This is a genomic window from Aeromonas sp. Y318-3 (assembly GCF_027706185.1).
Taxonomy (GTDB): domain Bacteria; phylum Pseudomonadota; class Gammaproteobacteria; order Enterobacterales; family Aeromonadaceae; genus Aeromonas; species Aeromonas veronii.
This window is the reverse complement of record NZ_JAPDCN010000021.1, coordinates 23,242-37,743: the sequence shown is the minus strand read 5'-3', so window position 1 is coordinate 37,743 and position 14,502 is coordinate 23,242. Positions and strand designations below refer to the sequence as shown.

Below are 14,502 nucleotides of genomic sequence, written 5' to 3'. Positions count from 1 at the left end.
GACAACAAGATGTTAGAACTTCGCAACGTATCGACCCACTACGGCAAAATTCAGGCATTGCACGATGTCAGCGTCGAGGTGAAAGAGGGGGAAATCGTCACCCTGATCGGCGCCAACGGCGCAGGCAAGACCACCCTGCTGATGACCCTCTGCGGCGAACCCAAGCCCAGCAGCGGCTCCATCTGGTTTGAGGGGGAACAGATCAGCTCCCTCACCACCGCCCGCATCATGCGCAAGGATATCGCCGTGGTGCCGGAGGGGCGCCGTATCTTCGCCCGCCTGACGGTGGAGGAGAACCTGCTGATGGGCGCCTTCTTCGTTGACAAGGCCGAGCAGCATGGCCTGCTGGATCAGGTTTTTACCCTGTTCCCGCGCCTGCATGAGCGACTGGAACAGCGGGCAGGCACCATGTCCGGCGGCGAGCAACAGATGCTGGCCATCGGCCGCGCCCTGATGAGCAAGCCGCGCTTGCTGCTGCTGGATGAACCCTCGCTGGGGCTGGCCCCCATCGTCATCCAGCAGATCTTCGACACCATAGAGCAGTTGCGCCAGAAGGGGATGACCATCTTTCTGGTGGAGCAGAACGCCAACCAGGCGCTCAAGCTGGCCGACCGCGGTTATGTGCTGGAGAACGGCCACGTGGTGCTGCAAGACACGGGCGCCGCCCTGCTGGCCAACCCGGCAGTGCGGCAGGCCTATCTGGGCGGTTAACCCACTGCCCCGCATGCCATATCAGCAAGGGAGCCGCTGGCTCCCTTATCTTTTGTGGGGTTAGTTTGCGCCCAAGCTTGCGGTACACTGGCCCGTAATCAACCTATTCGCAGGACATCCCGATGGACCAGTTTGCCCATATCAATGCCCATGATGCCCACCAGAAACTGAGCGCGGGTGAAGCCCGTCTGGTGGATATTCGCGACCCGCAATCCTTTGAAGCGGCCCACGCGGTCGGCGCCTTCCACCTCACCAATGGCACGCTGGTGCGCTTTATGAATGAAGTGGATTTCGATACCCCGGTCATCGTGATGTGCTATCACGGCAACAGCAGTCAGGGGGCGGCCCAATACCTGCTGCAACAGGGTTATGACGAGGTCTACAGTCTGGATGGCGGCTTCGAGGCGTGGCGCCGGGAGTTTCCCATCGAGGCTGGCGAGGCATGATCCAGCTGCTGGTGCTCGACAACGCCCGCATGGCGCAGGCGCTGGTGGACTATCTGGCGACCCTGGGCATCTCCTGCGAGCTGACCCAGTCCGAGCTGGGGGTCACCATCTGGCTGGCGGACGAGCAACGCCTCGCTCAGGCCCAGCTGGAGGTGAAGCGTTTTCTGGCCGAGCCTGGCCACCCGCGCTACATGGAAGCCTCCTGGCAATCCGGCCGCGCCGATGCCCGCATCGACTACAGCAAGGGGATGACGGACCCCATCACCGATTTCCTCCATCAGGCGGGGCCACTGACGCTGGTGGTCATCATCGCCTGTCTCGCCATCTACGGGATCGAGGCCATCGGCCTGCCCATCTACGATGAACTGGCATTCCACCCGACGCTGGCCCAGTTCACCGACTGGCAGGCGTGGCGTTATTTCACCCCCGCCCTGATCCACTTCTCGGTGCTCCATCTGGTGTTCAACTTGCTGTGGTGGTGGTATCTCGGCGGCCAGATCGAGCAGCGCCTCGGCAGCGGCAAGCTGCTGATCCTGCTGCTGGTGGGCGCCGCCCTGCCCAATATCGCCGAGTTCTTTGCCAGCGGCCCGCTGTTTGGCGGTCTCTCCGGCGTGGTCTATGCCCTGCTCGGCTACTGCTGGCTACGCAGCAAGCTGCAACCGGCCTGCGGCCTGACTCTGCCACCGGCACTGATGGGCTTTATGCTGTTCTGGATGGTGCTCGGCTTCTTCGACATGCTCGGAACCAGCACCGCCAACATCGCCCACCTGACCGGTCTGCTGGTCGGCCTGCTGCAAGGCTGGCTGGATCGCAACCACCAGCCGACCTGATTTTTCAGCAGCCGCAGAAACGAGAACGCCGCCCCGAAGGGCGGCGTTTTTTTATGGTCTGCGCAGTTACTGCTTGATCAGATTGGGATCGGTCACCTTGACCACCGCGCCACCGCTCATAAAGAAGCTGGCGAACTGGGTCTGGATCTCGGTGGTGACCGCGCCAGCCTGATCGAAGTTCTCGTCAGGAGCCAGCAGCGAGCTATGGCCCCCTTTCAGGAAGCGCGCAGCATGGTGACCCGCCGGGAGCACGCCGGAACCCTTCAGCTCTTGCAAACCCAACACCCGGAACAGCGGCTCGGTGCCGCCCAACGGTGCAGAGGCGATGCTGTTGGGGATCACCTGATCCGGCAAGCTGAGCGCACCATCGCCAACAATTTCGGTGGCGAACAGCGGGAAGCTCTTGGCGACGCCACTGCCCAGATTGATCGGGTCGGCAGAATCCAGCACTGACTGAGCCGCAAAGGTATAGCTCTGCAAGGTGCTCGCCGCACCCGCCTGAGTGGCAGCATCCAGACTGGGCAGGAACTCGTTGACGAAGCAAGTGGCGGCAGCCGTTTTGCAATTCGGTGCATAGGCGGTAAAGCCCGCTTTCAGCGCCGGACTGCCCGAGGTAAGCACGCTCATCTTGATGGTCGGCCCGAAGCTCGGCGAGTTGAGCAACAACGGCGCGATGCCGCCGCCCGGCATAGCCAGACCACCGGTATCGAACTTGAACAGGGCATCAGCCTGAGCACTGCCGGTGGTCTGGTTGGCGACAGCCAGCAGATTGGCCCCGGTAATGGCACCGAGAGAGTGACCGAGGAAATGCACCTTCAGACCGGCACCACCCAATTGGCCACCCAATCCCTGGGTGTTGGCCAGACCGACAGCCAGTCGCAGTCCCAGCAGATCGGCCACGCTCTGTTTCAGGTTATCCCGCGCCACCGTCAGATAGCCCAGATTCAGGTAGGGCAGCGGATTGTCAGAAGTGGTGACGGTATCCATGCTGCCGCTCAAGGCGAAGCCACGCTCACCGTGCAGCGGGTGATCGATCACAACCACAGCGACCACCTTGTTCACTGATGGGTCTAACCCGGCACCTATCTGGCCCAGCGCCAGCGCATAGGCGTTCTCCTTGATGGAGGTGACTCCGTGCTGATAGATGATCACATCAGTGACAGTGCTCAAGTTGGTCGTCGGTGCGAAGATCCGCAGCGGTACCGATTGTACTTCGGTCAGGGTCGGCAACGGGTTGAAACGGCCGATATTGCGCTCGGCATCCAGCGGCTTGCCACCGGAGGTGAGAGTCACCCCGATCAGCTTGCTCGCCTCGGTCAGCAGTTCACTCTGACGGCTCGGGTCGGCGATCAGCTCCCCCAGCAATGCCGGGTCCACGCCCGCCCCGACCAGTCCACCGATCACCTCGGTATCGCCCGCTTTCAGCGCGTTGGCGATGGCATAGAGGCTGGGAATGGCACCATGCCAGGATTGGGTCTTGGCCTTGTCCCAGGAGCCAGCCAGCGCGGGTGTAGAGAGGAAGTAAGGGAGCTTGACGGTGCCGGTGTAAACCTTGGTCAACTGGGCAACACCGTTAAGCGGCATGCCTGCACCAAAGGCCGCACTCAATGCATCTTTCTGATCCTGCGGCAGGAATGGCTCAGCAGCCAGCTGGGTCAGAAAATCCACCCCGCTATTAAGACCGCTGATGGTATAGGTTGCCGGCAGACTGGTGTTGCCCTTGGCATCCTGTTTCCACAGCGCCGCGGCGTCCAGACTCGGGCTCTTCAGCACGGAAGCGGCGGCACTCTTCACCGCCAGCAGCACATCGGCACCAGATTGGGTGGCAAACCAGTCGGAGAAGATCACCCGATCGCTGGTGATCCCGGTGGCCGCCTTGAACAGACCTTCCTGCAGCGAGATCAGGCCGTTAATGGTCTGCTCCTGAGTGGTTGCGCCAGCTGTCGATTTGAAGCTGCTGTAATCGCCGCCCGCCTTGAGCGGTGTGCCACGACTGTCCTTGAGCGCATCGGTCGCCACGATCATGTAGTAAGAAGAGGGATTGAGCGGCTTGAGCGGAACCAGATTAAGCTTGCCGTCCCCGCCGGTGACCACAAAGTCGGTCCCATAAACCAGTGGCTTGCCGCCCTTGACACCGTTGGGTTGCAGAGTGACCGGATCCAGCGTGAGCTCGAGCAGGTAGAGGGGCGCAACGGCAGAAGCATACTCGCTGGCCGCCGGTGCCGGCACAGAGACACCGGTCACGGTCGCCGGTACCAGCTGGACAGGTTGGGTGGTTGACCAACCATCCAGAGTGGAGAGGGCAGATACCGGGTTCGACAGATCAGCAGTTTCTGTCGAAAACTTCAGGGTACCGTCGCTGGCACGGGGAGCCAGCACGCTCGGTCGAATACCACTGGCGCCACTCAAGGCATAATCGAGGGAGCTGGTGGTGTCTCCCTTGTTGTCATCTCCACCACATCCGGCCAGCAGGGCGCTGACAACAGCTGCATAAATTAGCTTCTTCTTCATTTTTTATTCTCTTTTTATAAGGTTGTTATCCATCACAAGCCAACGGGGTCATCACGACCTCGACTGCAAAACGTTAACATAAAACCAACACCAAATAAGACTCATGCCGGACAGTTCTGGCTCAGCTTTGTGGTGCATGTCATGGTTTCAGGTTAACAAAGGGGCGCAAGGGTAGCAGTTGTGGCCCCATCACCAGACCCGACCAGCCAGCGGGCACCATCACGACTAAAAAGCCGCCGTGATCTCGGCAAAGTGAGGGAATTGTCGGTAGAATGTCCGCCAACGCTTAAGGAGGACATCATGATCGACCCGAAGAAACTGGAAGAGATCGCCAAGCAGGTGCACAACTCCCTGCCGCCCGGCATTCGCAGCATGGGTGAAGAGGCCGAGAAGAAGATGCGTCAGGTACTGCAGGCCCAGCTGGGCAAGCTGGACTTGGTCAGCCGCGAAGAGTTCGACGTGCAGACCAAGGTGCTGCTGCGTACCCGTGAAAAACTGGCCGCCCTCGAAAGCAAGCTGGCTCAGCTCGAGCAGCAGCTCGGCGCCAAAGGCGAATAACGAAAACCCCAGCTCGGCTGGGGTTTTTGCTTTGAATTGAACCTGTAAAAAACATCACACCTGAAGCAGATACCAGGCCCGCTTGCCGCGTGCCTTGGCCTCATACATGGCACGGTCGGCCACCTCCAATGCCTGCCGGAAGCTCAATGGCTCCTCCTCCCACAGGGCGATGCCGATACTCAGCCCCACCCGTTGCGGGCAACCGGGTTTGGGCACATAGCCGTGCATCCGACTGATCAGGGCGTCTGCCAGTTGCGCCAGGCCATGGCTCGACACATCCCGGTGCAGATGCACCACAAACTCGTCGCCGCCGTAACGGCCACATAGCGCCGAGCCAGGCATAATGAGGCGCAGCCAGTCCGCCATCTGCTGCAACACCAGATCGCCGCAGGCGTGGCCCAGCTGGTCATTGATCCCCTTGAAATCATCCAGATCGATAAAGAGCAGCGCCCCCGCTCCTTGCGGCTGCAGCTGGGCGAACGCCTTGCCAAACCCCTGCCGGTTGAGCAAGCCGGTCAGCGCGTCGCTGTTGGCACGCTCCGCCAGTCGCTGCTCATAAGCCTTGCGCTGGGTGATATCGATATGGGAGCCCATGATCCGCAGCGGCTTGCCATCGCCATCCCGATCGACGACCCGTCCCCTATCCCACAGCCAGGTGACCTCGCCTTGCGGATTGATGGTGCGGTATTCGGCTTCATAGAAGGGGGTTTTCCCCTCAAGGTGGGCAAAGTAGCTGCCCATGGCATGGGCGCGATCGTCGGGATGGAGCTTGGCGCTCCACTGATCGAAATGAGGGGCCATGTCACCGGCCTGAAAGTTCTGCAGATTGAAGACCCGCAACTCGCCGGTGGGAATGGTGCCCTGCCAGAGACAGATGCCGGTGCCATCGAGGGCGGCATTGAGCTTCTCCTGCAACAGGCCGTTTTCATGCTTCAAAGCGGCGATCTCTGCCTGCAAACGGGCCATTTCACCGCCATGAGGGGACGGGATCAGTGTGGCGACCCGCTCGACAGAGCCGGTCTCTCCCCTGTCATCCTCCGCAGATGCCCTGCCCTCTTCACTCAACACTGCGCCTCCTTGTGCTTGCTCTATGGATGCTCTTGTCAATCCCCCACAAAGATGCCATCAGCTAGGCTCGATTAGTAGCCATTCATAGCCAAAATATTGAAAAATAATGGGATAACGCCGCGATAATCCAACTCTTCGGTACGATCAGGTACTGCGGGAGCCACAAAAACAAAAGCCCCCGGCAAAACCGGGGGCTGCGTCATCCAAGCGGGGATCCCGTCAGATAAATTCGTAGGCATCACCGAAGATGCGCTCCGGCTCGGCGCCAAGGATCTTGAACTCCTCCCGCGCGGCACCCGCCATCTCGAAACGGCCGGCGACATAGATGTCGTAGTCGTGGAGACTGACGAAATCATCCATGATCGCCTTGTGCACCAGCCCGCTCTTGCCAGTCCAGTCAGCGTCAGGCTCCTGCACCACCGGAATGAAGGTGAGCGGCGCATAGTCACGCTCCCACTGCTGCATCTGCTCCAGTTCGTAGAGCCAGTGAGCCTGACGCACACCCCAGTAGAAGAACACCGGACGCTTGCTGCCCGTGTCGATCAGGTACTCCAGAATGGAGCGGGCGTAAGAGAAACCGGTGCCGCCCGCCATCAGGATCAGCGGACGGGGGGATTCATCGCGCAGAAACGCCTTGCCAGCCGGCAATTCGACCTCGATCTCGCCCTGCTCGCGCATGCGGGCCAACACCTGACCGGCGTAGGCGTTCTCGGGAGTGGCACCAATTTGCAGCTCCAGCACGCCCGGGCGGGTCGGCGAGTTGGCGATGGAGAAGGGGCGCTTGTCCGAATCGCTCATCACCACCAGCAGATACTGGCCCGGCTTGAAGCTGATCGCTTGCTGCGGCGTCAGGGCCACATGCCAGATGGTGTCGACATATTCGCGCAGTTCCTCTACGCGGCATTTGATACGTTGCATTCTTGTCCTTGTGGCGGGCTCGCTCGGCCCGCTTCGCTCATTGTTTCACTATGGAGTGACGACCAGCAGCCCTGGCCCCGTCAGTCGAGAATACTCAAATCAGTGCGGATCGCATCACTTTTTGCAGCAAAGCTGTCATGTTTGCCTCATCCGAGGATATTGAGCTCATCCCAGATGGCATCAACCTTCTGCTTCACCGCCTCATCCTGAACTATGGGCTGACCCCACTCCCGATTGGTCTCGCCCGGCCACTTGTTGGTGGCATCCAGCCCCATTTTGGAGCCGAGGCCGGAGACCGGCGAGGCGAAGTCCAGATAGTCGATCGGGGTGTGCTCGATCAAGGTGGTGTCCCGGGCCGGGTCCATCCGGGTGGTGATGGCCCAGATCACATCCTTCCAGTCGCGAGCGTTGACGTCATCGTCACACACCACCACGAACTTGGTGTACATGAACTGGCGCAGGAATGACCAGACTCCCAGCATCACCCTCTTGGCGTGGCCCGGGTAACGCTTCTTGATGGTCACCACCGCCATCCGGTAGGAGCACCCCTCCGGCGGCAGATAGAAGTCCACAATTTCGGGGAACTGCTTCTGCAGCAGCGGCACGAACACCTCGTTCAGCGCCAGACCCAGCACCGCCGGTTCATCGGGCGGACGGCCGGTGTAGGTGCTGTGATAGATGGCATCGCGCCGCTTGGTGATGTGGGTGATGGTGAAGACCGGGAACTCGTCCACCTCGTTGTAGTAACCGGTGTGGTCGCCATAAGGGCCTTCCGGCGCCATCTCGCCCGGCTCAAGATAGCCTTCCAGCACAATCTCGGCGCTGGCGGGCACCTCCAAATCGCAGCTGATGGCCTTGATCACCTCGGTACGGCTGCCGCGCAGCAGACCGGCAAAGGCATATTCGGAGAGAGTATCCGGCACCGGCGTCACCGCGCCGAGAATGGTCGCCGGATCGGCACCGAGCGCCACCACCACCGGGAATCGCTCACCGGGATGGGCCTCCTGCCACTCGCGAAAATCGATGGCACCGCCACGGTGATCCAGCCAGCGCATGATCAGCTTGTTTTTGGCGATCTTCTGCTGGCGATAGATGCCGAGGTTCTGCCGCTTCTTGTAGGGGCCGCGGGTGATAGTGAGGCCCCAGGTAACCAGCGGCGCCACATCGCCGGGCCAGCAGTGCTGGATCGGGATCTGGTCGAGATCGACCGAATCTCCCTCCTGCACCACCTGCTGGCAAGGGGCGGAAGAGAGGCGCTTGGTCGGCATGTTGAGCACCTGCTTGAAGATCGGCAGCTTCTCCATCAGCTCCTTGAATCCCTTGGGCGGCTCGGGCTCCTTGAGATAGGAGAGCCAGACCCCGACCTGACGCAGGGCGCCCACATCGGGCTGGCCCATGCCCATGGCAACCCGATCAGGGGTACCGAACAGGTTGGTCAGCACCGGCATGGTGTAGCCTTTGGGATTTTCGAACAGCAGAGCCGGGCCACCCGCACGCAGGGTGCGGTCGCTGATCTCGGTCATCTCCAGATAGGGATCTATCTCGCGGGTGATGCGTTTGAGTTGTCCGTTTTGTTCCAGCTGCGCGATGAAATCACGCAAATCCTTGTATTTCATGCAAGTTCCCAACCGGGTTCAGGAGGTCACGCATTATAACCCTGGCTGCCCATCGGGTGTACCCGAATCGGGCAGCAGACTCGGTGCAATGGGTGGCATGTCACGCTGGCCGAGGCGTCTGGCCAGTGCAGAGAGCAGCTGGGGCTCGTCCACCTCCATCAACAGACCGGCCACCAGCGCCCCGTATTGACGGTTGGAGAGTTCCGCCAGCAGGTATTTCTGGGCTTGCGGCGGCAAGGGCGAGAGCGCGCTCAGCTGACGCAGGGCGGCCCCCTTCAACCCCTCGTTGCCACTGGCGGCAATCAGCAGATCGCTGGCAGCACTGCCGTGATGGAAGCGGTTGATGGTAGAGAGTGCGCGCAGCGCATCCTGATCTGCCGGCCGCCGCCACAGCATGCTATAGAGCGCCGGTTCCCCGGTGCGCTGCAACAGATGAAACAACAGATGATTGTCGGGCAGATAGATATTCTGGCTGGCCAGCGCTTGCGCCTCCCGCATCCAGATCGGTTGCGGCAAGGTGTCGAGGGCCAGCAACAGGGCTTGCTGCTGCATGGCGAGATCGGGGTTACTGCTGTAGTAGATGGACTTTAGCGGGAAGCTGCCCTGGGCAAGCTGCTGCCGATAGTGCTGCACCAGTGATTGCAGTTGCCACTCCCCCAGCAACTGACGGGCGCGAGCGGCAAAATCATAGACAGGTTGCTGCACCAGAAAACCGTCGACCTGCTGCTCCATGAGCCACTCGGGGGCCTTGTCGGCCTGAGCCTCGACCCACTGTTGCAACGCAGGGGATGCAGGGGTGGTAGCGGGAATATCCCGCAGCAGCTGCAACAGCAGGAACTCCCGCCGCTCGCGACTCAGGGTCGCCAACAGGGAGTCGATGGCTGCAAATTGCCCCTCCTGCAGACGGCCCGCCAGATAGCGCTGGTGCGTCTGCAACGTCTCGGCTGTCACCGCGACCGGAGCACTCTGCGCGCAGGCTGGCATTGCACTCAGCAACCCCAGCAATAACCAGAAAACAGGCTTCATGACGTCTCCATCCATGTGACATCGGGATCTCATACTACTAGGGCGACCGGAAAACAGATAAACAAAAACCGCGACCAGGGCCGCGGTTTCGTCATTTTCTGACCGGACTTACTTCTGCTGGCGCCGCATGGCGTCGAAGAACTCGTCGTTGGTCTTGGTCATCGCCAGCTTGTCGATGAGGAACTCGATACCGTCGATCTCGCCCATCGGGTGGACAATCTTGCGCAGGATCCACATCTTCTGCAGCTCGTCACCTGAGGTGAGCAGCTCTTCTTTACGGGTGCCTGAGCGGGTGATGTCGATAGCCGGGTAGACGCGCTTCTCGGCAATCTTGCGCGAGAGGTGCAGTTCCATGTTGCCGGTACCCTTGAACTCTTCGTAGATAACCTCGTCCATTTTGGAACCGGTATCTATCAGCGCGGTAGCGATGATGGTCAGGCTGCCGCCCTCTTCAACATTACGCGCAGCGCCGAAGAAGCGCTTGGGACGGTGCAGGGCGTTGGCATCCACACCACCGGTCAGTACCTTGCCGGATGACGGGATAACTGTGTTGTAGGCGCGAGCCAGACGGGTGATGGAGTCCAGCAGGATCACCACATCTTTCTTGTGTTCGACCAGACGTTTGGCCTTCTCGATCACCATTTCGGCAACCTGAACGTGACGGGAAGCCGGCTCGTCAAAGGTGGAAGCGATCACTTCACCTTTCACCATCCGCTGCATCTCGGTCACCTCTTCCGGACGCTCGTCGATCAGCAGAACGATCAGTTCACAGTCCGGGTGGTTGTAGGCGATGCTCTGGGCGATGTTCTGCAGCAGCATGGTCTTACCGGCCTTGGGCGGCGCCACGATCAGGCCACGCTGGCCTTTACCGATGGGGGAAGCCAGGTCCAGTACACGGGCGGTGATATCTTCGGTAGAGCCATTACCCCGTTCCATACGCAGACGTTCGTTGGCATGCAGGGGGGTAAGGTTTTCAAACAGGATCTTGTTGCGGGAGTTTTCCGGGCGGTCATAGTTGACCTCATTGACCTTGAGCAGTGCGAAGTAGCGTTCGCCCTCTTTCGGTGGCCGGATCTTGCCGGAGATTGTATCGCCGGTACGCAGGTTGAAGCGGCGGATCTGGCTCGGGGAGACGTAGATATCGTCAGGGCCTGCCAGATAGGAGCCGTCTGCACTGCGCAGGAAGCCGAAACCATCGGTCAGGATTTCCAGCACACCGTCGCCAAAGATATCTTCACCACCCTTGGCGTGCGCCTTGAGGATTGCAAAAATAATATCTTTCTTGTGCGCCCGAGCCAGATTTTCCAACCCCATGGATTCGCCAAGCTTGACCAGCTCGGACACAGGAGTGTTCTTTAATTCAGTCAGATTCATAGTGGTGAAAGTCTGTAAGCAAGGATTGAAATGAGGAGACAGTCTGCTGGATTGATGCTGATCGGATTTGATTGCCAGGCTGTGGTTAGCAAAGAGTCAGGCAAAAAGGTTAGCAAACGAGCGATAAACTAGCACCAATCGGGATGAGCGTCTAGGTGATAAAACACAAGGAGCGCATTATTGCAATGCGCTCCTCTTTAATTATTACAGGTTGCCGTCCAGGAACTCTTTCAGCTGAGTCTTGGACAGTGCACCGACCTTGGTCGCTGCCACTTCGCCATTCTTGAACAGCAAGAGGGTCGGGATACCACGAATGCCGTACTTGGGCGGAGTATCAGAGTTATGGTCGATGTTCAGTTTGGCTACGGTCACGCGACCTTCGTACTCTTGGGCAACTTCTTCCAGGATCGGGGCAATCATCTTGCACGGACCACACCACTCGGCCCAGAAGTCGACCAGAACGGCGCCATCGGCTTTGATTACATCTGCCTCGAAGCTGGCATCGCTCAGCTGAACAATCTTGTCACTCATCTCCAACTCCAGTCAGTAATTAAGGCTTTATTGACATATCAACAAAGGCAATAGTTGCCCTATTTGAAATGATCCTGTTTATTATTGCAAGCCTAACCTGATAACCTACCGCCATGAGCAAAACACACTTAACGACCGACAAATTCGCCCAAATGGGCCTCGAACCCGAAGTTCTGGCTGGTCTGGAATCAAAGGGATTTCACTATTGCACGCCCATCCAGGCACTGTCTCTGCCACTGCTGGTAGAAGGTCATGACCTCGCCGGTCAGGCCCAGACAGGAACCGGCAAGACCATTGCCTTCCTGGCCGCGACATTCAACTATTTGCTGACTCACCCGCTGACCAAGCCCCGTCTGGTTAACCAACCCAGAGCCATCATCATGGCACCCACCCGGGAACTGGCAGTACAGATCTATAACGATGCCGACAGCATCGCCGCTTCTACCGGCCTGAAACTCGGCCTCGCCTACGGTGGCGAAGGTTACGACAAGCAGCTGGCCGTGCTGGAGCAGGGCGTCGACATCCTGATCGGCACCACCGGCCGCATCATCGACTACTTCAAGTCCAAGGTGATCGATCTGAGCAACATTCAGGTCGTGGTACTGGACGAAGCGGATCGCATGTTCGATCTGGGCTTCATCAAGGACATCCGCTTCCTGTTCCGCCGCATGCCGCCCGCAACCGAGCGTCTGAGCATGCTGTTCTCCGCCACCCTCTCCCTGCGTGTGCAGGAGCTGGCCTACGAACACATGAACCACCCGGAACATGTGCAGGTTGAGCCGGAGCAGATGACCGGCGTGCGGATCAAGGAGGAGCTGTTCTACCCCTCCAATGAAGACAAGATGTTGCTGCTGCTCTCCCTGATGGAAGAGGAGTGGCCGGAAAAAGCGATCGTCTTCGCCAACACCAAGCATGTCTGTGAAGACGTTCATGCCTGGCTGGAGAACGACGGCCACCGCGTCGGTCTGCTGACCGGTGACGTGCCGCAGAAGAAGCGGATGAAGATCCTCGAGGATTTCACCAAGGGTGCGCTCGATATTCTGGTCGCCACCGACGTGGCCGCCCGTGGTCTGCACATCCCTGACGTGACCCACGTCTTCAACTATGACCTGCCCGACGACGCCGAAGACTATGTACACCGTATCGGTCGTACCGGTCGTGCCGGCAAGAGCGGTCACTCCATCAGCCTGGCCTGTGAAGACTATGCCTTCAACCTGCCGGCCATCGAGGAGTACATCCACCACGCCATTCCGGTCAGCAAGTACGACCGTGAAGCGCTGCTGGATGACGTGACCCCGCCGAAACGGGTGTTCCGCAACCGTCAGCCGGTGAACCGCAACATGCGGGATCGTCAGGGCGGTGGCAACAGCAACAACCGTCGTCGTCCGCCGCGCAAGAGCTAAGGACAGGCCCGTTGCACAACTCGCCTCTCTATGCCGCTATCGACCTCGGCTCCAACAGCTTTCATATGCTGGTGGTGCGCGAGGTCGCCGGTGCCCTGCGCACCGTTGCCAAGGTCAAGCGCAAGGTTCGCCTCGCAGCCGGGCTCGATCCGGAATTTCGTCTCAGCCGTGCCGCCATGGAGCGGGGCTGGGACTGTTTGCGTCTCTTCTCCGAACAGTTGCAGGACATTCCGGCCGACAATATCCGGGTGGTGGGCACCGCAACCTTGCGACTTGCTACCAACGTCGACGAATTCCTCAGCGAAGCGGAACGGGTACTCAACCACAGCATCGAGATCATCTCGGGCGAGGAAGAGGCCAAGACCATCTATGAAGGGGTCTCCTGGACCTCTGCCGGGGAAGGCAACCGGCTGGTGATAGACATCGGCGGCGCCAGTACTGAACTGGTGATCGGCGAACATAGCGAAGCAAAACTGCTCAACAGCCTGCACATGGGCTGCGTCACCTGGCTCAACAATCACTTCGGTGATGGCGAGCTCTCTGAAGCCCGTTTCAAGCAGGCGATTGCTGCCGCCAAGGCGGTGCTGGAGAAGGTGGCGGAAGATTACCGTGCCCTCGGCTGGCGCACCTGCGTCGGCGCCTCCGGCACGGTACAGGCGCTGCAAGAGATCATGCTGGCGCAAGGGAAGAGCGAGCGGGTCACCCTGCCGAAACTGCAGGAGCTGATGGGTCAGGCCATCGCCTGTGGCAAGCTGGACAGACTACAGCTGGAAGGGCTGGCAGCCGAACGGCTGACCGTGTTCCCCTCCGGCCTCGCCATCCTGATCGCCATCTTCGAAACCCTCGATATCGAGAGCATGACCCTCGCGGGGGGCGCCCTGCGTGAAGGACTGATCTACGGTCTGCTCGGCAACAATCACGACTGTGATGCCCGGGATCGCACCGCCGACAGCCTGATCAGCCGCTATCAGCTGGATAAAGAGCACGCCGAACGGGTGCGCGATACCGCCGTCGAGGCGTTCAACCAGCTGCAACCGGCCTGGCGACTCTCGAAACGCTACGGTCGCCCAATCTTGCGTTATGCCGCCCTGCTGCACGAGATCGGCCTCTGTATCGAGTACAAGAAAGCGCCGCAACACGCCGCCTACATCATCGACAACATCGACATGCCGGGCTTTACCCCTGCGCAAAAGAAGCTGTTGTCGGCCCTGCTGTTCAACCAGCGGGACGAATTCAAGCTGGAACCACTGGAGAAACAGGGTGCCGTCACCGGTCGTCAGGCGATCCGACTGGCCCGTATCCTGCGCATCGCCCTGATCCTCTGCATGCGCCGTACCCAGGGCACAGTGCCCAGCTTCACCCTGCAGGCAGAAGAGGAGTCACTGACCCTGACCCTGCCCAAGGGCTGGATGGATGAACACTACCTGCGCGCCAGCGAGCTGCGTTTTGAAGTGGAGCGCCAGCAGAAGATGGGCTGGCCGACCCGTGTACAGGAAGCCTGACTCAGCAA

At 59.9% G+C, this 14,502-nt stretch carries 13 protein-coding genes; 6 read left to right on the top strand and 7 right to left on the bottom strand.

Annotation, left to right across the window (positions count from 1 at the left end):
- Positions 1-9 precede the first annotated feature (9 nt).
- The 3 genes from OKB77_RS21265 to glpG all read left to right on the top strand — a co-directional run bounded on the left by OKB77_RS21265 (position 10) and on the right by glpG (position 1,987).
- A complete protein-coding gene (locus OKB77_RS21265; protein WP_005339433.1) occupies positions 10-711 on the top strand; it encodes an ABC transporter ATP-binding protein in 702 nt (233 codons plus the stop codon).
- A gap of 122 nt (positions 712-833) precedes the next feature.
- Complete coding sequence (gene glpE, locus OKB77_RS21260) at positions 834-1,157, top strand: thiosulfate sulfurtransferase GlpE (protein ID WP_005355913.1); 324 nt, start codon at positions 834-836, stop codon at positions 1,155-1,157.
- Positions 1,154-1,987 (top strand): rhomboid family intramembrane serine protease GlpG, encoded by an 834-nt coding sequence (glpG, locus tag OKB77_RS21255; RefSeq protein ID WP_005339431.1) that lies wholly within the window; start codon positions 1,154-1,156, stop codon positions 1,985-1,987. Before glpE ends, glpG begins: the two co-directional genes overlap by 4 nt.
- Before the next feature lie 66 nt (positions 1,988-2,053).
- Here the strand turns inward: glpG and OKB77_RS21250 are convergent, their stop codons facing one another.
- Positions 2,054-4,498, bottom strand: a complete 2,445-nt coding sequence (locus tag OKB77_RS21250) for a VolA/Pla-1 family phospholipase (RefSeq protein WP_270818462.1) — start codon at positions 4,496-4,498, stop codon at positions 2,054-2,056.
- Between the two features lie 300 nt (positions 4,499-4,798).
- Here OKB77_RS21250 and ubiK point away from each other — a divergent pair, with 300 nt between their 5' ends.
- Positions 4,799-5,056: a ubiquinone biosynthesis accessory factor UbiK gene (ubiK, locus tag OKB77_RS21245; protein WP_005339429.1), complete on the top strand. Its 258-nt coding sequence runs from the start codon at positions 4,799-4,801 to the stop codon at positions 5,054-5,056.
- A gap of 54 nt (positions 5,057-5,110) precedes the next feature.
- Here the strand turns inward: ubiK and OKB77_RS21240 are convergent, their stop codons facing one another.
- From OKB77_RS21240 to trxA, 6 genes are all read right to left on the bottom strand, one after another.
- Positions 5,111-6,124 (bottom strand): GGDEF domain-containing protein, encoded by a 1,014-nt coding sequence (locus OKB77_RS21240; protein WP_167566723.1) that lies wholly within the window; start codon positions 6,122-6,124, stop codon positions 5,111-5,113.
- Positions 6,125-6,343: 219 nt separating this feature from the next.
- Complete coding sequence (gene fre / locus OKB77_RS21235) at positions 6,344-7,042, bottom strand: NAD(P)H-flavin reductase (RefSeq protein ID WP_042054686.1); 699 nt, start codon at positions 7,040-7,042, stop codon at positions 6,344-6,346.
- A gap of 146 nt (positions 7,043-7,188) precedes the next feature.
- The gene (ubiD, locus tag OKB77_RS21230) at positions 7,189-8,658 is read right to left on the bottom strand and encodes a 4-hydroxy-3-polyprenylbenzoate decarboxylase (protein WP_267529881.1); all 1,470 of its coding nucleotides are present in this window, start codon (positions 8,656-8,658) and stop codon (positions 7,189-7,191) included.
- A 33-nt stretch (positions 8,659-8,691) separates the two neighbouring features.
- Positions 8,692-9,684 (bottom strand): hypothetical protein, encoded by a 993-nt coding sequence (locus tag OKB77_RS21225; RefSeq protein WP_270818461.1) that lies wholly within the window; start codon positions 9,682-9,684, stop codon positions 8,692-8,694.
- Between the two features lie 108 nt (positions 9,685-9,792).
- The gene (gene rho / locus OKB77_RS21220) at positions 9,793-11,058 is read right to left on the bottom strand and encodes a transcription termination factor Rho (protein ID WP_005339417.1); all 1,266 of its coding nucleotides are present in this window, start codon (positions 11,056-11,058) and stop codon (positions 9,793-9,795) included.
- Positions 11,059-11,262: 204 nt separating this feature from the next.
- Positions 11,263-11,589, bottom strand: coding sequence for a thioredoxin TrxA (gene trxA, locus OKB77_RS21215; protein ID WP_005339416.1), 327 nt, complete (start codon positions 11,587-11,589; stop codon positions 11,263-11,265).
- A 113-nt stretch (positions 11,590-11,702) separates the two neighbouring features.
- On the opposite strand from trxA, the gene rhlB reads away from it, so the two are divergent.
- Positions 11,703-12,992: an ATP-dependent RNA helicase RhlB gene (gene rhlB / locus OKB77_RS21210; RefSeq protein WP_005339414.1), complete on the top strand. Its 1,290-nt coding sequence runs from the start codon at positions 11,703-11,705 to the stop codon at positions 12,990-12,992.
- Between the two features lie 11 nt (positions 12,993-13,003).
- Positions 13,004-14,494, top strand: a complete 1,491-nt coding sequence (gene gppA, locus OKB77_RS21205) for a guanosine-5'-triphosphate,3'-diphosphate diphosphatase (RefSeq protein WP_150390056.1) — start codon at positions 13,004-13,006, stop codon at positions 14,492-14,494.
- The last annotated feature ends 8 nt before the right edge of the window (positions 14,495-14,502 follow it).